This is a genomic window from Methylocella sp. (assembly GCF_041905455.1).
Lineage (GTDB): Bacteria > Pseudomonadota > Alphaproteobacteria > Rhizobiales > Beijerinckiaceae > Methylocapsa.
In genome coordinates this window covers 80,972-101,053 of sequence record NZ_JAYRLA010000008.1, presented here as the reverse complement: position 1 = coordinate 101,053, position 20,082 = coordinate 80,972, and the positions used below count along the sequence as shown (strand labels likewise).

Here is a 20,082-nt window from a genome sequence, read left to right as displayed (position 1 = left end):
GCGGCGTGGATCGTTTCTTGCGTGCGACGCGGCCCAAACGCTCTGGCGCTAGCCGGAAAGAACTACAGCATTTCGCGCCGACCTGGCGCAGGTTTCGCCCGCTTTGCGGAGCGATGAGTTCGCTTGAACGCCTGCTTGGCTTGGGATAGGAAGCCGGCGGCGTAAAGTCAGAGGTTGTTCAGACCCGTCGCCCCTCTTGTCTCTACATGAAGATCGGTCGACCGATCTCCCTTATCAGCGGAAGGCATCCTTCATGAGCGCATCCAGCGGGTCTTTCACCGTCGACGGCGCGAGCGTCGAATTGCCGGTCAAGACCGGAACGATTGGCCCGGCGGTCGTCGACATCGGCAAGCTCTACGCCAAGACCGGCATGTTCACCTACGATCCGGGCTTCACCTCCACGGCGAGCTGCGAATCGCAGATCACCTATATCGACGGCGACGAAGGCGTGCTGCTCTACCGCGGCTATCCGATCGCCCAGATCGCCGAGTACGGCGACTTCCTCGAAACCTGCTACCTGCTGCTCTACGGGGAGCTGCCGACCGCGGACCAGAAGCGCGACTTCGACCGCCGCATCACGCGCCACACCATGGTCCACGAGCAGATGGCGCGCTTCCTCCAGGGCTTCCGCCGCGACGCCCATCCGATGGCGGTGATGGCGGCGACCGTCGCCGCGCTCTCCGCATTCTATCACGATTCGACCGACATCTCCGACTCCAAGCAGCGCATGGTCGCCTCCATGCGGCTCATCGCCAAGATGCCGACGCTCGCCGCGATGGCCTATAAATATTCGATCGGCCAGTCGTTCGTTTATCCGAAGAACGACCTCGATTATTCCTCAAACTTCCTGCGCATGTGCTTCGCCGTGCCGACCGAAGAGTACAAGGTCCGCCCGACGCTCTCCCGCGCGCTCGACCGCATCTTCATCCTGCACGCCGACCACGAGCAGAACGCCTCGACCTCGACGGTGCGTCTCGCCGGCTCGTCGGGGGCCAATCCCTTCGCCTGCGTCGCCGCCGGCGTCGCCTGCCTGTGGGGGCCCGCGCACGGCGGCGCCAACGAGGCGGCGCTGAAGATGCTGACGGAGATCGGCGCGGTCGAGAACATTCCGAAATTCATCGCCCGGGCGAAGGACAAGAACGATCCCTTCCGCCTCATGGGCTTCGGCCACCGGGTCTACAAGAACTACGACCCGCGCGCGAAGATCATGCAGGAGACCTGCCACGAGGTGCTGAACGAGCTCGGCCTCAAGAACGACCCGCTGCTCGCCGTGGCCATGGAGCTCGAGCGCATCGCCCTCTCGGACGAATATTTCGTCGAGAAGAAGCTCTATCCGAACATCGACTTCTACTCGGGCATCACCCTCAAGGCGATGGGCTTCCCGGTGTCGATGTTCACCGTGCTGTTCGCGGTGGCGCGCACCTCGGGCTGGATCGCGCAGTGGAAGGAGATGATCGAGGACCCGGGCCAGAAGATCGGCCGTCCGCGCCAGCTCTACACCGGCGCGGCGCAGCGCGACTACGTCGAGCTCGGCAAGCGCTGAGGCGGCGCAGCCTCGACGAACATCCGCCGGCGCTCGAACGCGCCGGCTTTTTTTCGCCGCGCCTTCGCCCGCCCCGAAAACCATCGCGACTTTCCGGGCGAATGGTCTAAGGTCCGGGCCGGAGGGCAGCATGGCGCCAGCGCGAAAGACCGACATCCTCGTCGCCGGAGCGGGAGCCGCCGGCCTCTCCTCCGCCCTCGCCCTCGCCCGCGCCGGCTTCGAGGTCGTCTGCGTCGGCGGGCTCGACCGGCGCGCGAACGGACGCACCGTGGCGCTGTTCGAGGCTTCGCTGCGCTTCTACCGGGCGCTCGGCCTGTGGCCGACGCTCAAGGCGCGCTCCGCGCCGATCGCCCGCATCGCCATGATCGACGCGACCGGCTCGCGTTTCAAGGCGCCGACGCTCGCCTTCGCGGCCGCCGAGATCGGCCTTTCCGCCTTCGGCGCGAACGTCGAGAACCATGTCCTCGTCGAGGAGCTCGAGCGCGCCGCGCGCGCGACGCCCGGCCTCTCCTTGCGCGAGACGATGGTCGCGGACGCCTCGTTCGGGCCGGACGAGGCGCAGGTCCTGCTCGCGGACGGCGAGCGCGTCGAGGCCTCCCTCGTCGTCGCCGCCGACGGGCGCGCCTCGCTGATCCGCAGCCGCGCGGGCCTTGAGGCGCGCGCCTGGCGCTATCCCCAGACCGCGCTGACGGCGCTCCTTGCGCACGAGAAGCCGCACCGCTCGACCTCGACCGAATTCCACACCCGCGCCGGGCCCTGCACGCTGGTGCCGCTCGCGCCGCGAGAGGGCGCCCCGTTCCGCTCCAGCCTCGTCTGGCTGATGGAGGACGACGAGGCGCGCCGGCGCGCCGCCCTTTCGGACGCGGAGCTCGCCGCCGAGGTCGAGGCGCAGGTCGGATCGCTGCTCGGCGGCATGACGATCGAGGGCGCGCGCGGCGCCTTCGCGATGGCGGGCATGATCGCGCCGAAGCTGTGCGGCCCGCGCGTCGCCCTCGTCGGCGAGACGGCGCATGTCTTTCCGCCGCTCGCCGCGCAGGGGCTCAACCTCAGCCTGCGCGACGTCGCCGCCTTGGTCGAGGCGGTCGAGGACGCGCGCGCGGTGGGGCAGGACGTCGGCTCCCCGTTGACGCTCGAGCCCTACGACCGCGCGCGGCGCGGCGACGTCGGCCTGCGCGCCCATGGCGTCGACCTCCTGAACCGCTCCTTTCTCAGCGCCTTCGCGCCGGTCGATCTCCTGCGCGGAGCGGGCTTCGCCGCCTTCGCGGCGCTCGGCCCGCTGCGCCGCGCGCTGATGCGCGAAGGCGTGCTGACCCATGGCGCCCTGCCGCGCCTGATGCAGGCGCCGCAGCCCGTGAGGGAGCCGCGGGCGGGCGCGCGATGACCGGACGCGCCGTCGCGCTTTTGTGCGCTGGCCTGCTTTCGACGAGCGCCGCCGCGGCGCCGGTCTGCACGCTCGTCGAGACGCAGGACGGCGCGATTCTCCATCAGGACGGAGATTGCGCGACGCGCGAAAGCCCGGCCTCGACCTTCAAGATCGCGCTGGCCGTCATGGGCTACGACGTCGGAATTCTGGTCGACGCGCATCAGCCGGTCTGGCCCTACCGCCCCGAATACGCCGCCGCCCGCGCGAGCTGGCGCGCCGACGTCGACCCGACGTACTGGATGCTCAATTCCGTCGTCTGGTATTCGCAGAAGCTGACGCGCGCGCTCGGCCTCGAGCGGCTGACGCGCTACGTCGACGCGTTCGACTACGGAAACCGCGACCTTTCCGGCGACCCGGAGAAGCGCGACGGGCTGACGCAGGCCTGGCTCGGTTCCTCGCTCGCGATTTCTCCCGCCGGGCAGGCGCGCTTCCTGCGCGCGCTGCTCGAGCTCGCCCTGCCGGCCTCGCCGCAGGCGCAGCGGCGCGCCATGGAGATCGTTCCGGCGTTCGCCGCGGCCGGCGGATGGAGCGTCAGGGGCAAGACCGGCGGCGCCCAGCCGCGCGGCGCGGCGGACCGCTCCTTCGGCTGGTTCGTCGGCTGGGCGGAAAAGGACGGACGCTGCGTCGTCTTCGCGCGCCCGACGCGCGTCGAAGCGCCGTCGGCCGCGGTCGCCGCCGCCGAGGCGCGCGACGGCCTTCTGGCCGAACTGGCCGGCTTCGCCGGGGACGGCGGGAAGCCGGCGACGCGCCGCGACCCATAGCCGAGGCCCCGATTCTGGGATAGGTGAGGACGCTCGACCCCGCGCCCCGCGTCGGGCGCGTCTTGGCGAGAGGACAGCGTGCGGATCGCCACCTGGAACGTGAATTCGGCGCGCCAGCGCGCGGACCATCTCGTCCGCTTCCTCAAGGAGCGCGCGCCCGACGTCGTGTGCCTGCAGGAGATCAAATGCGTCGACGAGGCGTTCCCGCACGCCGAGGTCGAGGCGGCGGGCTACAATGTCGCGGTCCACGGCCAGAAAGGCTTCAACGGCGTCGCCATCCTGTCCAGGGCGCCGATCGAGACGGTCCGCGGGCTGCCGGGCGACCCTCTCGACGAGCAGGCGAGATATATCGAGGCGGTCGTTCCCCATGACGGGGCCGCCGTGCGCGTCGCCTCGCTCTATCTGCCGAACGGCAATCCGCCCGACTCCAACAAATACGCCTACAAGCTCGCCTGGATGGACCGGCTGACCGCCCATGCGCGCGCGCTCCTGAAGCTCGAGGAGCCGCTCGTCCTCGCCGGCGACTACAACGTCATCCCGGCCGACGAGGATTGCTACGATCCGGTCCTGTGGGCGCATGACGCGCTCGGCTCGCCGCAGACGCGGGCGCGCTTTCGCGCGCTCCTCAACCTCGGCTTCGTCGACGCGCTGCGCGCGACGAGCGAGGAGGCCGGGATCTACACGTTCTGGGATTATCAGGCGGGCGCGTGGCGGAGGAACAGGGGCCTGCGCATCGACCACGCGCTGCTCTCGCCGCAGGCCGCCGACCGCCTCGTCGACGCCAGCGTCGACCGCACGCGACGCGGCGAGGACAGGCCGTCCGACCATGTCCCGCTGATCGTCGAGCTGCGCTGAGGCTAGTTGCGGCGCTTCAGATGGTCCTCGAGATAGGCGAGCGCCGTCTGGCGCTCGCTCTCGCTGGCCGCGGCGAGGGACTTGTCGTAGAGGTCGACGATCCAGGCGTCCTTGGCCGAATCGGTCGTCGCCTCCCGCGCGAGGGTCATCCACATCAGGGCGCGGGCGTGGTCCGGACGCAACCCTTCCTCGCCCGAGAACAGCATGCGCCCGAGCAGCGCCTGCGCCTGCACGTGCCCCTTGTCGGCGGCGAGATAGAGCCAGCGCACGCCCTGACGGGAATCCTTGTCCCCGCCTGCGCCTTCGAGATACATGCGGGCGAGCCGGTACTGGGCCGTCGAGTCGCCGAAATTGGCCGCGGCGTATTTGAACAGCGCGAGGGCGCGGGCCGGATCGGGCGTGACCTTGCTCGCCTCGATGCCGCTCAGGCTGTAGGCGCCGAGCGCGACGAAGGCGTTCGCGACCAGCGAGCGGTCGCGCCAGTTCGGCCCGTCCTCGTCGTAATTCTCGACGATCTGCGAGAAATACTCATAAGCCTTGAGGTCGTCGTGCGGCACGCCCTCGCCCGCCGCATAGATGGTGGCGAGCTTCCACCGGGCGAGCGTCTCGCCGCCGGCCGCGGCGTACTTCAGGGCGGCGATGGCCGAATCGGACGCGCCGGCGCGAAAGTCCTCAAGGCCGGCGACGAGGGCCGCGCGCGGCGTGCCGAACCGGGAGACCGCGCCGCGATCGGGAATGGCCGCCGGCGCCGCGGAACCCGTCGCCGCGGCGAGATCGGGTCCGGCGAGGAGAGCGCCGCCGAAGGCGCGCACGCACGGCAGGGGCAGGCTGACCGCCAGTCCCATGAGCGCCGCCGCTCCGATTCGCCACGCTTTCGACATCAGCCGAGGATCCGAAACAGAAAAAACGCGGGCCATATTCAACCGCCGCGTTCCTTATGCAGGAACGCGGCGAACGGCGTTTTGGCGCCAGCGCGAAGAAAATTATTTCGCGCCCGGCTTGCCCGCGAACCGACCGACGGTCCGCGCGCTTCGCCTTCTCCCACCGTGAAGCCGCGCCTATTGACATAGGAACGATCCGCGCCGGGAAAAGTGCGTTTTCTCACACGCGTCGCACGCCGCGCGACACGGACAGCGTCCGCGCGCGACGGGAAGGGTCATCCGCTGAAGGGAAGGGCCAGTTCGCGCCGGCGGGTCCGTCGGCCGCTCGCGTCCGGCCCGACGACTACGCCGAAACTACTTGGGTTCTCACCCACAACCTTGTCGTTCAACCGCCGCCCGACTGCATGAGTAAGTCATGCGCAAACATTCAACTTCAGAGCGCGCGTCGCCGGCCGACCCTTTCCGACGCGAGCGCAACATAGGATCGCGGAGTTTTATAATTTTGAGAAGTAACCTTTTTCTTGAAGCGCCTCGTCAGAACAAGAACTTTCCTCTTGTGATCGAAAAGGCACATCTGGAAGGCGCGGTCCGCGCCGGCTCGTCGCCACGCTGATGCCCGCCGATCGCGCCCGCTTTACGGCGCCGCAACGGCGACGCCGATCAATTTTCGCGTGAGCTCTTAAGAAAGCGTGAGAACGCCTCGAGCGCCGCGTCGGAGACATGATGCTCCATGCCTTCGGCGTCGAGCTCCGCGCAGGCGCGCGGCACGCCGACGGCGACGAGAACGTCGACGACGAGGCGATGACGCGCCCGCGCCCTGGCGGCGAGGGCGCGGCCGGCCGCCGTGAGGAAGACGCCGCGGTAGGCTTTCGACGTCGCGAGCCCCTCGCGCTTCAGCCGGGCGATGCTCTTGATCGCGGTGGCGTGCGACACGCCGAGCCGCCGCGCGACGTCCGTCGGGCGCGCCTCGCCTCCGCTTTGCAGCAGATCGTCGATCAATTCGACGTAGTCCTCGAGCAGCGCGCCCGCCTGCGCCAGACGCGCCTTCTCGAAGCGGCGCGCCTGCTCGTCCTCCCCGGGCAGCGCCGAATCGACGGCCATGACTGCGGCTTCCGCCGCGCCCGATGCGAAGCCCTTCGCGCCCATGTCGGCCTCCTGCGTCGGCCGCAAGATGCGGCCTTTTGACATTTTTGTAGCCTTGGCTACATAAATCTGTAGCCAAGGCTATATCATGTAGCAACTCCTCGCGCGGAAGGACAGGCGTGGTGACGAAAGCGGCGCTCCAGGATCAGCTGAATTCCGGATTTTCCCTGTGGACCCCGCCGAGCGCAGACCATGCCTCTCTCGGCGCGGCGCATGGCAGCGTCGCGCTGCCGCCAGCCGGCCCCTCGGCCGGCGCGCGGCTGCGGCGGTTCATGGCGTTCGCGGGGCCCGGCTATCTCGTCGCCACCGGCTACATGGATCCGGGCAACTGGGCGACCGCGCTCGCCGGCGGCTCGCGCTTCGGCGCGGCGCTCCTGTTCGTCGCCGTACTGTCGAGCCTCATGGCCATCGTGCTGCAGGCGCTCTCCGCCCGGCTCGCCTTCGCCACCGGCCGCGACCTTGCGCAGGTCTGCCGCGACGCGCTGCCGAAGCTCTTCGCCATGCTGTTCTGGCTGATCATGGAGGCGGCGATCGTCGCCACCGACCTCGCCGAGGTCATCGGCACGGCGATCGGCCTCGAGCTTCTCCTCGGGATTCCGATGGGCGTCGGCGTGCTGCTCACCGCCTTCGACGCGTTCCTCGTGCTCGCCTTCATGCGCTTCGGCTTCCGCAAGCTCGAGGCCTTCGTCGTCTCGCTCCTGATCCTCATCGCCGCCTGCTTCGCCGTCGAGCTCGTGCTGTCGCGCCCCGACATCGGCGAGGCGGCGCGCGGGCTCATCCCGACGCGCGCATTGTTCACCGACCAGCAGATGCTCTACATCGCGCTCGGCATCCTCGGCGCGACGGTGATGCCGCATAACCTCTACCTGCATTCGGGCGCGGTGCTGACGCGGGCCGTCGGCACGAGCCTCGAGGAGCGGCGCGGCGCGATCCGCTTCGCGGTGCTCGACTCCTCGATCGCGCTCATGTTCGCGCTGCTCGTCAACGCCTCGATCCTGCTGCTCGCGGCGGCCGCCTTCCATGCGCACGGCCACATCGAGGTGGCCGAGCTGCAGGACGCCTACAACCTCATCGCGCCGCTGCTCGGCAGCGCGCTGGCGGCCAAGCTGTTCGCCGTCGCGCTGATCGCCTGCGGCCTCAATTCGACGCTGACGGCGACGCTCGCCGGACAGATCGTGATGGAGGGCTTCGTGCGGCTGCGCCTCAATCCGGTCGCGCGCCGCCTGCTGACGCGCTCGATCGCCATCGTCCCGGCGATCATCGTCATCTATCTCGGCGGCGAGAGCTCGACCAACAACCTGCTTATCGCCAGCCAGGTCATGTTGAGCCTCGCCCTGCCCTTCGCCGTCACGCCGCTCGTGATCCTCACCGCCTCGCGCAAATGGATGGGGGAGCTCAAGGCGCCCTGGCTCACCAGCGCGGCGGCCTACGCCATCGCCGCCGCGATCATCGCGCTGAATCTCAAGCTTATCTTCGACGCCGCGACCGGCGCGGGCTGACGCCTTCGCCGGGGGTGGACGCTTACCCCAGCCGCGCCAGCGCGCCGGCCAGTTTTTCCGCCCGCGCGCGCGCCTCGGCGAGGCGTTCGCGGTTCTCCTCGACGACCTCCTCCGGCGCGCGCGCCACGAAATCGGCGTTGGCGAGCTTGGCCGCGAGCTTCTTCGCCTCCGTTTCGCTCTTGCCGATCTCCTTCGCGAGGCGCGCCTTCTCGGCGGCGAAGTCGATGACGCCGGCGAGCGGCAGCGCGGCGAGCTCGCCGCGCACGAGCGCCTGCGCCGACTCCGGCGGCGCCTCGGCGGCGAAGGAGACGCCGGAGAGCCGCGCGAGGCGGCGCAGCGTCTCGTCGAAGCGGCGCGCCCGCGCCTCGACCTCGGGCGAGGGCGCGACAAGCACGAGCGGCATCTGCGCGCCGGCCGGGGCGTTCATCTCCGAACGGACGGAGCGGATTTCCGAGATGAGCTCGACGAGCCAGCCGATCTCGGCCTCCGCCTGCGGCGCCTCCAGCCCCTTGAGGTCCGGCCACGCCGAGAGCGCGAGCGGAGCGGCGCGCGGCGCGCCGGGCGGCGCCTTCTGCGCCCACAGCTCCTCGGTGAGGAAGGGCATGAAGGGGTGCAGGATCTTCAGGATCTGGTCGAAGACGAAGGCCGTCGTCGCCCGCGTCTCGTCCTTGGCCGGCCCGTCCTCGCCCTGCAGCAGGGGCTTGGCCAGCTCAAGATGCCAGTCGCAGAAGACGTTCCAGACGAAGCGGTAGGCGGCCCCCGCCGCGTCGTTGAAGCGATAGGCCTCGAGCGCCTCCTCGACCTCGGACGCGGCGCGCGCCGCCTCGCCGAGAATCCAGGCGTTCAGCGTCTCCTTCACGCCGCGCGGATCAAAGCCGGGAACGAGGGCGCAGCCGTTGATCTCGGAAAAGCGCGCGGCGTTCCAGATCTTCGTCGCGAAATTGCGGTAGCCCTCGACGCGCTCCTTCGACAGCTTGACGTCACGCCCCTGCGCGGCCATCGCCGCGAGGGCGAAGCGCAGGCAATCCGCGCCATATTCGTCGACGAGCTCGATGGGGTCGATGACGTTGCCCTTCGACTTCGACATCTTGGCGCCCTTGGCGTCGCGCACGAGGGCGTGGAGATAGACGTCGCGGAAGGGGACCTCGCCGGTGAAATGGAGCCCCATCATCATCATCCGGGCGACCCAGAAGAAGATGATGTCGAAGCCGGTGACGAGCACGCTCGTCGGATAGTAGCGCTCGAGCTCCGGCGTCTTGTCCGGCCAGCCCAGCGTCGAGAACGGCCACAGCGCCGAGGAAAACCAGGTGTCGAGCACGTCCTCGTCGCGCTTCAGCGGCGTCGGCGCGCCGTAATGGGCGTCGGCCTGCGTCTGCGCCTGCGCTTCGTCCATGGCGACGAAGAATTTCCCGTCCGGCGCGCGCCAGGCGGGAATCTGGTGGCCCCACCACAGCTGGCGCGAGACGCACCACGGCTCGATGTTCTCGAGCCAGTCGAAATAGGTCTTCTCCCAGTTCCGCGGATGGAACGCCGTGCGGCCCTCGCGCACGGCCTCGAGCGCCGGCTTCGCCAGAGTCCTGGCGTCGACGTACCACTGGTCGGTGAGCCACGGCTCGACGGCGACGCCCGAGCGGTCGCCGTGCGGGACCATGTGCGGATGCGCGTCGACGCCCTCGAGCAGGCCGCGCGCCTCCATCATCTCGACGATTCTTTCGCGCGCGGCCTCGCGGAACGAGCCGTCGAGGCGAAGCGTCTCCTCCTCGGGCGAAGCGTCGCGCAAAAAGGCCTCGTTGCCGTGAAGCTGCAGGCGCGCCTCGGCGTCGAAGACGTTGATGAGCGGCAGTCCGTGGCGCCGGCCGACCTCGAAATCGTTGAAGTCGTGCGCCGGCGTGATCTTGACCGCCCCGGTCCCCTTCTCGGGATCGGAATAGGCGTCGGCGACGATCGGGATGAGGCGGCCGACGAGCGGCAGGCGGACGCGGGCGCCGTGCAGATGAAGGTAGCGCGCGTCATCCGGATTCACGGCGACCGCCGCGTCGCCGAGCATGGTCTCGGGCCGCGTCGTCGCCACCGTGACGAACGCGCCGGTCTCGCGGCCCTCGGCGTCCCCGACCGGATATTTGAAGCGCCACAGATGGCCCTGCGTCTCGATCTGCGCGACCTCGAGGTCGGAGATCGCGGTGAGCAGGCGCGGGTCCCAGTTGACGAGCCGCTTGTCGCGGTAGATCAGCCCGGCGCGATGGAGCTCGACGAACACCTTGACGACGGCCTTCGAGAGCCCCTCGTCCATGGTGAAGCGCTCGCGCGACCAGTCGCACGAGGCGCCGAGGCGCTTCAGCTGCTCGACGATGACGCCGCCCGACTCCGCCTTCCACTCCCACACGCGCTCGAGGAATTTCGCGCGGCCGAGGACGCGCCGGCCGGGCTCGCCGTCGGCCGCGAGCCGACGCTCGACGACCATCTGCGTGGCGATGCCGGCGTGGTCGGTGCCCGGCTGCCACAGCACGTCGTCGCCGCGCATGCGGCGGTAGCGGGCGAGCGCGTCCTGCAGCGTCGCGTTGAGGGCGTGGCCCATGTGCAGCGAGCCGGTGACGTTGGGCGGCGGGATGACCAGCGAGAAGGGTTTTCCGCCGGCGCGGTCGGGGCGCCCGGCGCGGAAGGCCTGCGTCCGCCGCCACAGCGCGGCGACGCGGCCTTCGACCGCGCCCGGATCGAAAGTCTTGTCCATCATGAGCGTCGTTTCATCGGGGTCGGCGCGGATTTTTCCGCGCAATTGGACGGGCGCCGTCGAGAGCGCCGCCGGCCGCCAGCGATGGCCCACGGCGGCGCAAAAGGCAAGCGGCGAGGGAGAAGCTCAGGCCGCGCGCTCCAGCCTGCGGCCCGTCAGGCGCCCCGCCGTCCAGGCGACGCCAGGCGCGCGATCTCCTCGCGCACGAGACGTTCGACGAGCGGCGGCAGGCGCTCGTCGAGCCAGGCGGCGAGGAGCGGGCGCAACGCCTCGCGCGTCATGGCGAGAATCGCGTCGGAATTGTCGACGAAGCGCGCGGCGACGAGCGTGTTGAAGGCCTCTCCGACGCTCGCGGCGGCGGCGGGCGAGACGAGCGGCGGCGCGGCCTCCGGCTCCCGCGACGCGTCCATGGCGTCGAAGCCGCGCGCCGCCTCGTCGGCCGCGAACAGGGCCTGATCCTCGGCGATGATGCGGCGGATCGAGGCCAGAATATCCTCCATGGAGGACTCCGGCGCGTCCGCCTCGTCGGCGATGGCCTCGTCGGCCGCGGCGGCCTCGGCGGAATGGGCTGCGGTCATGGCCCTGGCGCTCTCCAACTGGACGGGCCTTCCGCCCTTTCGCTCCGCCGACTCGGCGACGGGCGCTGCCGGGAAAGGTTAGGCGCCCGCAAGCGCGCTGGCAAGCGCCTGCGCCGTCTTCCTCACTGCCCGTCGGGCGTGCGCAGCCCGATCCATTTGTCCTTGACCTGCTGGAAATGGATCGTCGGATCGTATTCGGCGACGTTGAGGCTGAGGTTGGCGGCGGAGAGCTTGCCGATCGCCGCCATCACCGCATAGGAGGCGACGACGCGGTCGCGCTGCGCGGTGACGAGGCTGACGCGGGTGTTGAGGAGCACCTGCTGCTGATAGAGCACGTCGAAGGTGGTGCGCTGCCCGACCTTGGCCTCCTCGCGCACGCCCTCGAGCGCGATCTCGGCGGCGCGGACCGCCGCCTTGGCCGACTGGATCACCGCGCGCGAGGTGTCGAGCTGGCCCCAGCTCGAGACGACCGCCGCGCGCACGGCGTCGCGCTGCAGGTCGGCGACGAGGCGCGCCTGCGTCAGCTGCTCCTTGGCCTGGCGCGCCTGGGCGTCGACCGAGCCGCCGGTGTAGATCGGCACCGTGAGCTGGCCGACGATCTGGTGGTTGACGAGGGTCGCGTTGCGCGTGCCCTGATAATCGGTGTAGCGCTGCGAGCTCGCGACGACCGCGAGGCTCGGGTAGAGCTGGGCCTCGATCACCTTGACCTGCGCTTCGGCGGCGTCGACGTTGTGCAGGGCGCCCTGGATCGCCGGATGCTCGGCGAGCGCGAGATCCACCGCCGCGCCCTGCGACTTCGGCAGCAGCGCCTCGATGGTGCGGGCGGGCTCGAGCCGCGTCGGCTCGACGCCGATGACCTGGCGGAAACTGGCGATGCTGTTCTGCAGCAGCGCCTGCGCGGTGAAATATTCGGAGCGCGAATTGGCGAGGCTCGCCTCCGCCTGCGCGACGTCGGTGCGGGTGACCTCGCCGACGTTGAAGCGGTCGCGCGTCTGGCGCAGCTGCTCCTCGAGGACGGTGATGTTGTTGCGGCGCAGCTCCAGCACGGCGGTGTCGCGCAGCACGTTCATATAGGCGGTCGCGCCGTTCTGCAGGACGTTCTGCTCGGTGTTGCGCAAGTCCTCGCGCGCGCCGAAGACGCCCGATTCGGCCTGCCGCACCGAGTTCAGCGTGCGGTTGGCGTCCCACACGTTCTGCTGGACGCTGATGCCGATGTTGCTCGGCGCGGTCACGCCATGCAGACGACCGCCGGACTGGCGGAAGTCGAGATAGTTCGCGCCGATCTGCGCGCCCGCCGAGGCCTGCGGACGCCACCCGGCGGTCGCGCGCGGAATATTCTCGTCCTGGGCGCGCACGCCGGCGCGCTGCTGGTTGAGGTCGGGATTGCCGACATAGGCCCGCGACAACGCGCTCGACATGCTTTCGGCGCGCGCCTGCGGCGCGCCGAGGGCGAGCGCGCAGACACCGAGCGCGGCGACGAGCCCCGCGGCGGGGAGAGGCCCCTTCAGCGCCCGCGCCCGACGCTTGAGGTCGGCGGGGCCTGATATGCAAGACGCCTCGGACACGCTTCGTTTCCTATTTCTTGACGCGTCCGGGCGCCCGGCGCGTCCTCTCTTGAACGGATTCGCGCGAACGCGTCAGGCCCCAAGGGCGCGTCGCCGCCCGGCGCGCGTTTCACCATGCGCGGAACGTCACGCATGCCGTCACGCGAAGGTGAAGCTCTCCGCGGCGCGGAAGGCGTCGAGGACCGGATGAGCGGCGTCGAACAGGGCGCGCGATCCGATCGCGCCGCCCGATTTCTCGAAGCGGGTCGCGACGCACGCCCCCTCGGGCGTCTGCAGCAGCGTGACCAGCCGGCCGCCGTCGGCGAGCTGGTCGAGGAGCGGGCCGAGATTGGCGGCGGCCGCGCCGTCGACGAGGATGACGTCGAAGGGCGCGGCGAGCGGCGCGCCGGCGACCAGCGGCGCCTCCAGAACACGGGCGTTCGCGACGCCGGCGGCGGCGAGATTGTCGCGGCATCGCGCGGCGAGGACGGCGTCGGACTCGACCGCGACGACCTCTTTGGCGAGGCCGGCGAGCAGCGCGGCGGCGTAGCCGGACGCGGCGGCGACGACCAGAGCCTTGTCGGAGGGCTCGACGCGCGCGCCCTGGATGAGCCGCGCGAGCACCAGCGGCGGCGGCAGGCGGCGGGCCCTCCCGCTCTCTCCCTCGAGATCGAGGGCGGCGTCGGAATAGGCGAGCGGCGCGAGCTCGCGCGGCAGGAAACGCTCGCGCGGAACCTCAAGCATGCGGGAGAGGACGGCGGCGTCGGTGACGTCGAACGTCTTGATCTGACGATCGACCATGGTGCGCCGCAATTCGCTCCAGGGATCGGCCGGGGCTTCCGTGGCGCCGTCAAGCATGTCGTTCTCACCTCGCCGCTGCTTCGACGCAGCAGTTTATAGGGTCGGCGCCTGACCCTGTCCATGACGCGCCCGCGCCGCACGCCATTCTTCCGGCGAGTGTGGCATTCTCGGCGCAGGCGTCGCAAAGCGGCCGCACGCCGCCGCCGGGACGACGCAAGCGTCCCACGCCCTCATAGAGAAAGCTCGCGCGGAGGGAGCGGCCTCAGCCCTTCAGCTTGGCGTTGCACTGGCTGTAATACACTTTGTATTTACAGAAATTTCGTTTTAATCTCAATAATGTCAATGCTATGCCGTCTCAATGGGGATACATTTTGGGGATACATTTCGATGAAGAAGCGGGGAGCGCACCTTCAGCTTCACAACGGCGTGTGGCGTGTCGCGCTTCGCGTCCCCAAGGCCGCTCAAGCCACGTTTGGCGGTAAGACCATCTTACGCAAGGGGCTTGGCACGAAAGACTTCGACGAAGCCGAGGTGAGGAAACTCGCCGTGCTGGCGGACTGGAAACGAGCCTTCGCCAACGCCGTCCTTGGAAAGCCGCTAAGACCGCCTCAGGAGGCCGCTGGGGAAACTTCAACGTGGCCGATGACACTTTCCCCTCAAGAGCGCGTGGCGGCCGTCTATGAGGCCCTGAAGGGCGCGGTAATCGAGATTGAAGGAGCGTCCGAGGAGGAGCCTTGGGCGGCCGTCGAGGATTATAGGGAGGCGGTCTTTGAACAAGCACAGCGCGCCGGCATGGACGAGCGGCAGTTACAGCAAGCATGGGGAGCCGTCGCCGGGAACCGCACCCTCACAGAGGCGGCGCTGGCGCGCTGGGAGCGCGAGGCCGTTGTTTCCGATGGTGTCAAGGCAATGTGGCGCAGGGAAGTCAAGCGGCTTTCGGACTGGCATGCGGACGGGCTTGCCTTTGAGACCATGAGCCGGCGAAGGGCCGGAGAATACATCGACCACCTTATTACCGGGGGCGCAAATAAGGTCACGATCGGGAATCGCCAGCGCGCCCTTTCGGCTTTCTGGAATTGGTCGATCAAACGGGGCCTAACAGAAATCAATGTCTGGTCCGGTCAGGCCCCGAGCGTGAAGAGGGAGCGGGATACGAGCGGCAAGCGGCCGCTGACCCATGAAGAAACTGTGGCGCTGATGAAGGCCGAAGGGAAACCTGCGGCCAAGGACGCGCTCTTGGTCGCGCTTCTGAGCGGCCTCCGGCGAGGCGAGATTGCAGCGCTGAAGTCTGAAGACGTGGGGGGAGGCTGGATCACGGTTCGGAAGGGAAAGACCGCCAGCGCGGCGCGGCGCGTGCCTGTCCATCCGGCTCTAAAAGAGACAATCGAACGGCGCGTCGGGAAGGCTCAAGCTGGCGTACTCTTCCCCGAATATGCGGCGACGCGGCTTGACAGGCTGAGCAAGGACGTTGCGGCCCTAATAGACGCCGCCCTACCTGACCTTCAACGCCAAGGGCGACAAGCCCCCGTAGACCTTCACAGCGGCCGGCGATGGTTCGCGGCAAGGATTGTCGAGGGACTGGAGCGGCCCGGTTGCCAGTATTCAAGCGTCACCCTCGACAAGCTCATGGGCCATCGCACTGTCAATCTCGCGGTGCAGACCTACGGGCAACAGGCGGGCAGAGAAGAAGCGATGAAGGCGGCCGTGGAGGGCATCGCATGGCCGCCCGTCAATCGCGCCCTACTTGCAGATGCAGACGTGGAGCCGGCCGAACCATAGCTCCAGCGTCCGGCCGTCAAGGGACCTTGCACCGCCCACGAAGGGGAGCGGGCGAGGCCCAGTCCAGTTTTGGACCTGCGGGACATCGCTCCAATTCGCCAAAAGCTCGTAGCCGAATGCGTTGAGGGCGAGCGTTCCGGGCTGTTTCTCGATTTCAAAATAGAAGGACATTAAGGGGCCTCTAAACGGGCACAGCCCGCCGCTAGATTTGATGAAGGCGCGAGAAAATTCAGCACGCAGTTGCATAAAAGTCAAGATCAATTGAAACTATTTGTTGTCCTGTTTATAGCATCTATGCGCATTTGCATTTACAGATGTCTGCGAATGCTTATGCGCATTTGCAAGGATGCCTTGAGGAAGACGGCGGCTTATTTTGCCGAAAATTTATGTGGGGTCTTTAACTAACTAAGGCGCGCGGTCTTTCCCCCGTGGCCGGGGCGGCCGATGCGTTCCCCAACCGGCGGGCGGACAAGGCGGGCGTTGCATTGCGGCTGATAAAACGCTGGCGCGTTCCACCTTCGCTCGCTGGCCTCCGACGCTTCGTCTCATGGCACATCCCGAGAGTGCACAGGGTATACCCTGAAGCACTGTCAGAAAGTGCGCTGAAATGAGTGCGTGAGGATTGACATCGACGTTTGCGCACTATATCTCTGCGCACATGATCCATACGCACTTATGGCGGGCCAATGAACCAGACTATCCTCTATGCGCGATGCAGCACGCTCGACCAGACAGTCGCCATTCAGCGCCAGCAAGCGGAGGCGGCGGGCTTCATCCTCGACGAGGTGATTGAGGATGAAGGCGTCTCCGGCGTCAATACGCTGTTTGCGGATCGGCCGGGTGGCAAACGCGCGCTCGACAAGCTGCGGAAGGGCGACACTCTTGTGGTGCGTTGGATTGATCGGCTCGGCAGGAACTATGAGGACGTGACCGGCACGCTGCGCGCGATGCTCGCCAAGGGCGTCATCGTGAAGACTGTCATTCAGGGTATGACCTTCGACGGGGCGGCCAAAGACGCCATGACGAAAGCCATTCGGGACGCGCTCATCGGTTTCATGTCGGCGATGGCAGAATCGCAGGCTGAGGCGACCAAGATCGCTCAGAAGGCCGGGATTGCGCACGCCAAGACCACCGAGCCGCAGAAGTATCGCGGGGCGAAGCCTTCGTTCACATCGGATCAGTTGAACCGGGCGCTTGAGCTTGCGGCCGGAAGCGAGCTTCAGCCTGCGGCGATTGGCCGGGAGGTGGGGCTTTCGCGGTTCACGGTCATGCGGATGCTGAAGAAACCTGAGGCCGCGCGGGAGGCGTTGGCGAAATGGGAAGGGAAATGACGAACAAGACCAAGCGGCCCGAACGGACGAAGCGCGCTGCTACGGGCGAAGACAGACAGACCCCGATCCGTCAGCATGAGGTTCGGCGCTGGCAACATGCGCTTGGCGTCAGGCGGGAAAAGGAGCCGGAGCGGCCGGAATGGGCGGAGGCGAACGATATCTGGGATGCGGTTGTCGCCAAGGCTCGGCGGGGCCTCAGGTCGAACGCGCCGCGCGAGAAGTTTTACCGTGCGGCATGCGTCGAGGTTGTCCGGTTCGCAGAGGCGAATGCGACCAAGGGAACTGACGTGCTCGAAACGCTCTATGCGATGCTGAAGCACAAGGACCGGCGCGGCTGCATTGGCGATGGCCGACGGCTCGGGAGGCACAAAAGGTTTCGCAGCGAAGCCGACTTCAGGGCGCAGGCGGTCGAAATGGTTCGGAAGACCAATCGCGGCAGGTTCGATCGGGAACGGGCGGCGTATGTGGCCGTGCGGGACTGCTACCATCAGCCCGACTATCTGGGGGAGCCTGTTGCGCTCGTCGTACCGCTTGAAGAGCTTACCGCGCGCCAGACAGTCGAGGCCGAAATTGCCGAAGAGAGGCGAGCGGCATGGCGCGAAGCCCCGAAGATTGCTCCGAAGACCGCAGGCTCAATCATGCGGATGCTTGAAACAGCGCCCGAAGACGGAATGCGGCCAATGGTCAAGATCGCGGAGGCGATGCTCCGGGAAGACCACGCGCGGCGAGAGGCGAGGCGAGCGCAGCGGGCGAAGGAACACGCTGAACATGCGGCAGTCGGCGAAAAGCTTGCGCGCACTTTGGGCGGCGGATTCGCGTGGATGAAGGCCGAATAGAAAGCGCGGCAGAAATCCCCGTTTGTTCAGCGCATTACATTAACCCTCCCATCGGGGAAACTCGACGACCGAACGGCGCTCCGGCCGATGGGCGTCAATTAGTCCCCTATTGGTCGGGCGGTAATCAACCCACACGCCAACCCGGGCAGGCTGGCCTTGCGTGATGCCGTGCGGGAACAGCGAACAATTCAACGTACAATGTATGTGAAATACCGCGCGCGTCCATGAGAGGACGGGCGTAAAGCATCTATGTATTTCTCTCACGCGAATAAGGATGAATAATGAATGAAACGGCTTGAGTATGAACAGGGCCTCAGACGACATGGAAGGCCAACCCGAGGGTTAACCTACGGGACAGATTATGTAACTGGCAAGACCGTCGTTCGGCAGATCGTTAGCAACGTGACTGATGACGAGGACGGGCTTGTCTATGCGACCTTCGATCTTGAAGACTGGATTGAGCTTCAGGCGGTTTACGGGATGAGCACGTTCATTTGCGAGTTTGACCGCAAGACTGGCGAGCCAAAGAACCTAGCGGCGGCTTCAAAGACCATCAGGAAGCTTCGGGGATCAGCCAAGGTGGACCTTGCGCGGACCGTAGACGGGACCCCGATAGAGTTCAGCCTGAAGCACATCAATGGCGACATCTTCGATTGCCGCAGGACGAACCTTAGAAGGGTCCGAAGATGGTCTGAGGCTACCATGCGGAGGCGCGCATTGGCGAAGGGACAGGACCGTGCTCGATAGCGAGACGATTCCTGCCGACGAAGCTGCGCAGATGGTGCGCCGGGGCGAGGCCGTTTGGGAGGGCAGCGCCGATCACAAGGCGAAAATGCGGGAGTGCTGGACGGGCGTCGCCGGGATGCTCGCCTATCATGTCGGCCTCGACAGATGGCTGTTCAGGGATGATCCGGTTCGGGGCGGGACGCTCACCATCAGCGCGGCGCAGACGGCGGTCAATCAGAAATTCCGCGTGCGCGTCGCGGCCGCGAAGCGCGGGGCGAAGACCGCAGAAGTCGGATGGGCCTCGCCCTTCCTTCCCGAGGTGACGGGCGTTCCGGGCCTCACCTCTGCCGGCAATGCGCGGAGAATCGGGCAAGACCCTCTCGCCGGAGACGTGCGGGACAGAATCATCATTCACGGGCTGGTCATGCGGCCCCTGAAGGACAGCATTGTGGTGGAGAACGGCCGGACGCTGTTGAACATGTGGGGCGAGCCGGGCGGGAATATGGCGCAAGCCATTGATAAAACTGGAGTAACTGCACAAAGCGACGCTGAAGCGCGGTCGCGATGGTTCTTGGATGTGGTCGAAATGATCTTCGACGGCGACCATGCTGCGGAGAGCTATTTCCTCGACTGGTGTGCGCATCTTGTGTGCCGGCCGGACGTGAAGATGATCCCGTCAGTGCTCATTACGAGCGAACTTCAGGGCATTGGGAAAAACTTTATCGGCGACACTCTCGCCGAGCTTGTCGGACGAAAGCATGTCCGCGCGCTGGACGCGGCGACACTGAAGGAATCGTTCAATGACTGGATCGCCGGGACGCTTCTGGTCATCGTGGATGAGTTGAAGGAGGGCGATGACTATTCGTTCGCCAACGGCGTCAAGGCGCTGCAAAGCCAAGACGAGGTCAACCTCAAGGTCAAGTACCGTGCGAACGAAACCATCGACAATTATTGCAACTTCCTGATGTTCTCGAACTATGACGTTCCTGTCAGGCTTGAGGAGAAGGACCGGCGATGGTTCATCTTTCAAAGCCCTGTCAGGGAACTTAGGGGCGCTGAATGGTGGCGTCCTCGCTACGCCAAACGGGAAGACCCTGAGGCCCTTGCAATGCTCCGGGCATGGTTCGGCTGGCGCTACGTCAAGCGCATCGAAAACGGCGCGAGGGTTGAACCTTCGACCGGCAGAATGCGCGCCCTCTTCGATCCCAAGGCCCCGCCGCCGATGACCGCAGCGAAGGAAGAAGTGATTGAAGCGAGCCGCGCGCCGTTCTTCAGCATCGTCCGGGATTTGCTCCTTTCGGGGGACATAACGGGCGGGCAGAAGATAGCGTTCGGCGAGATTATCGAGAAGTGCGAGAGTGCGTCGAAAAGCTTCAGACGTCCCCCGGATGGCGTCGCCGGGGCTGAACTGAAGCGGCTTGGTTTCGTCCCCAAGAAGACCGCGAAAGGCCGGCGTTGGGTTGCGCCGTTCTTGCCTGAAGCTGACCCGCCAACGGCCGACAACGGGGACTTCTGAAGTGTCGCCGTCCAAACGCAAGCGGGCGGTAAAAACAAACTTCAATGATATCAATATGTTGACGAAATTACGTAAAGTGTCAACCTATTGAAATAACAGCTTAAATTCCGGTTATCATACCCTTAGAACTCTGAAAAT

16 protein-coding genes are annotated in these 20,082 nt (G+C 67.0%); 10 read left to right on the top strand and 6 right to left on the bottom strand.

Features of this window, described 5'->3' with window-relative positions:
* The first annotated feature begins 253 nt into the window (after window positions 1–253).
* From gltA to xth, 4 genes are all read left to right on the top strand, one after another.
* A complete protein-coding gene (gene gltA / locus ACE3OG_RS08760; protein ID WP_374307703.1) occupies window positions 254–1,543 on the top strand; it encodes a citrate synthase in 1,290 nt (429 codons plus the stop codon).
* 130 nt (window positions 1,544–1,673) lie between these two features.
* Window positions 1,674–2,924: an FAD-dependent monooxygenase gene (locus tag ACE3OG_RS08755; RefSeq protein ID WP_374307701.1), complete on the top strand. Its 1,251-nt coding sequence runs from the start codon at window positions 1,674–1,676 to the stop codon at window positions 2,922–2,924.
* The gene (blaOXA, locus tag ACE3OG_RS08750; RefSeq protein ID WP_374307699.1) at window positions 2,921–3,727 is read left to right on the top strand and encodes a class D beta-lactamase; all 807 of its coding nucleotides are present in this window, start codon (window positions 2,921–2,923) and stop codon (window positions 3,725–3,727) included. Before ACE3OG_RS08755 ends, blaOXA begins: the two co-directional genes overlap by 4 nt.
* 78 nt (window positions 3,728–3,805) lie before the next feature.
* Window positions 3,806–4,582: an exodeoxyribonuclease III gene (gene xth, locus ACE3OG_RS08745; protein WP_374307697.1), complete on the top strand. Its 777-nt coding sequence runs from the start codon at window positions 3,806–3,808 to the stop codon at window positions 4,580–4,582.
* A 2-nt stretch (window positions 4,583–4,584) separates the two neighbouring features.
* Here xth and ACE3OG_RS08740 read toward each other — a convergent pair whose 3' ends face one another.
* Complete coding sequence (locus ACE3OG_RS08740; RefSeq protein WP_374307695.1) at window positions 4,585–5,427, bottom strand: tetratricopeptide repeat protein; 843 nt, start codon at window positions 5,425–5,427, stop codon at window positions 4,585–4,587.
* Window positions 5,428–6,123: 696 nt separating this feature from the next.
* Window positions 6,124–6,564: a manganese-binding transcriptional regulator MntR gene (gene mntR, locus ACE3OG_RS08735; protein WP_374307834.1), complete on the bottom strand. Its 441-nt coding sequence runs from the start codon at window positions 6,562–6,564 to the stop codon at window positions 6,124–6,126.
* Window positions 6,565–6,773: 209 nt separating this feature from the next.
* On the opposite strand from mntR, the gene ACE3OG_RS08730 reads away from it, so the two are divergent.
* On the top strand, window positions 6,774–8,105 hold the full coding sequence (locus tag ACE3OG_RS08730; protein ID WP_374307832.1) for an Nramp family divalent metal transporter: 1,332 nt from the start codon (window positions 6,774–6,776) through the stop codon (window positions 8,103–8,105).
* A 22-nt stretch (window positions 8,106–8,127) separates the two neighbouring features.
* Here ACE3OG_RS08730 and ACE3OG_RS08725 read toward each other — a convergent pair whose 3' ends face one another.
* From ACE3OG_RS08725 to ACE3OG_RS08710, 4 genes are all read right to left on the bottom strand, one after another.
* Entirely contained in the window at window positions 8,128–10,836 is a 2,709-nt protein-coding gene (locus ACE3OG_RS08725; RefSeq protein ID WP_374307693.1) for a valine--tRNA ligase, read from the bottom strand.
* A 152-nt stretch (window positions 10,837–10,988) separates the two neighbouring features.
* Window positions 10,989–11,411, bottom strand: a complete 423-nt coding sequence (locus ACE3OG_RS08720; protein ID WP_374307691.1) for a PopZ family protein — start codon at window positions 11,409–11,411, stop codon at window positions 10,989–10,991.
* A 122-nt stretch (window positions 11,412–11,533) separates the two neighbouring features.
* On the bottom strand, window positions 11,534–12,976 hold the full coding sequence (locus tag ACE3OG_RS08715) for a TolC family outer membrane protein (RefSeq protein WP_374307689.1): 1,443 nt from the start codon (window positions 12,974–12,976) through the stop codon (window positions 11,534–11,536).
* A 138-nt stretch (window positions 12,977–13,114) separates the two neighbouring features.
* Entirely contained in the window at window positions 13,115–13,813 is a 699-nt protein-coding gene (locus ACE3OG_RS08710) for a protein-L-isoaspartate O-methyltransferase (protein ID WP_374307687.1), read from the bottom strand.
* Window positions 13,814–14,143: 330 nt separating this feature from the next.
* On the opposite strand from ACE3OG_RS08710, the gene ACE3OG_RS08705 reads away from it, so the two are divergent.
* From ACE3OG_RS08705 to ACE3OG_RS08685, 5 genes are all read left to right on the top strand, one after another.
* Window positions 14,144–15,535 carry a tyrosine-type recombinase/integrase gene (locus tag ACE3OG_RS08705; protein ID WP_374307685.1) on the top strand — a complete coding sequence of 464 codons (1,392 nt, stop codon included), beginning with the start codon at window positions 14,144–14,146 and terminating at the stop codon, window positions 15,533–15,535.
* 686 nt (window positions 15,536–16,221) lie between these two features.
* Window positions 16,222–16,866: a recombinase family protein gene (locus ACE3OG_RS08700; RefSeq protein WP_374307683.1), complete on the top strand. Its 645-nt coding sequence runs from the start codon at window positions 16,222–16,224 to the stop codon at window positions 16,864–16,866.
* The gene (locus tag ACE3OG_RS08695) at window positions 16,863–17,702 is read left to right on the top strand and encodes a hypothetical protein (protein WP_374307681.1); all 840 of its coding nucleotides are present in this window, start codon (window positions 16,863–16,865) and stop codon (window positions 17,700–17,702) included. Before ACE3OG_RS08700 ends, ACE3OG_RS08695 begins: the two co-directional genes overlap by 4 nt.
* A gap of 285 nt (window positions 17,703–17,987) precedes the next feature.
* Window positions 17,988–18,449 carry a hypothetical protein gene (locus tag ACE3OG_RS08690; protein WP_374307680.1) on the top strand — a complete coding sequence of 154 codons (462 nt, stop codon included), beginning with the start codon at window positions 17,988–17,990 and terminating at the stop codon, window positions 18,447–18,449.
* Entirely contained in the window at window positions 18,439–19,944 is a 1,506-nt protein-coding gene (locus ACE3OG_RS08685; protein WP_374307678.1) for a primase-helicase family protein, read from the top strand. Before ACE3OG_RS08690 ends, ACE3OG_RS08685 begins: the two co-directional genes overlap by 11 nt.
* Window positions 19,945–20,082: the final 138 nt, after the last annotated feature.

Excerpts from the sequence above, each read along its gene's own strand:
- ACE3OG_RS08695 (WP_374307681.1), top strand. The coding sequence starts at position 16,863 with ATGACGAACAAGACCAAGCGGCCCGAACGGACGAAGCGCGCTGCTACG.
- ACE3OG_RS08720 (WP_374307691.1), bottom strand. The coding sequence starts at position 11,411 with ATGACCGCAGCCCATTCCGCCGAGGCCGCCGCGGCCGACGAGGCCATC.
- gltA (WP_374307703.1), top strand. The coding sequence starts at position 254 with ATGAGCGCATCCAGCGGGTCTTTCACCGTCGACGGCGCGAGCGTCGAA.
- blaOXA (WP_374307699.1), top strand. The coding sequence starts at position 2,921 with ATGACCGGACGCGCCGTCGCGCTTTTGTGCGCTGGCCTGCTTTCGACG.
- ACE3OG_RS08725 (WP_374307693.1), bottom strand. The coding sequence starts at position 10,836 with ATGATGGACAAGACTTTCGATCCGGGCGCGGTCGAAGGCCGCGTCGCC.
- ACE3OG_RS08755 (WP_374307701.1), top strand. The coding sequence starts at position 1,674 with ATGGCGCCAGCGCGAAAGACCGACATCCTCGTCGCCGGAGCGGGAGCC.
- ACE3OG_RS08740 (WP_374307695.1), bottom strand. The coding sequence starts at position 5,427 with ATGGGACTGGCGGTCAGCCTGCCCCTGCCGTGCGTGCGCGCCTTCGGC.
- ACE3OG_RS08700 (WP_374307683.1), top strand. The coding sequence starts at position 16,222 with ATGAACCAGACTATCCTCTATGCGCGATGCAGCACGCTCGACCAGACA.
- ACE3OG_RS08710 (WP_374307687.1), bottom strand. The coding sequence starts at position 13,813 with ATGCTTGACGGCGCCACGGAAGCCCCGGCCGATCCCTGGAGCGAATTG.
- ACE3OG_RS08705 (WP_374307685.1), top strand. The coding sequence starts at position 14,144 with ATGAAGAAGCGGGGAGCGCACCTTCAGCTTCACAACGGCGTGTGGCGT.
- mntR (WP_374307834.1), bottom strand. The coding sequence starts at position 6,564 with ATGGCCGTCGATTCGGCGCTGCCCGGGGAGGACGAGCAGGCGCGCCGC.
- ACE3OG_RS08690 (WP_374307680.1), top strand. The coding sequence starts at position 17,988 with ATGAAACGGCTTGAGTATGAACAGGGCCTCAGACGACATGGAAGGCCA.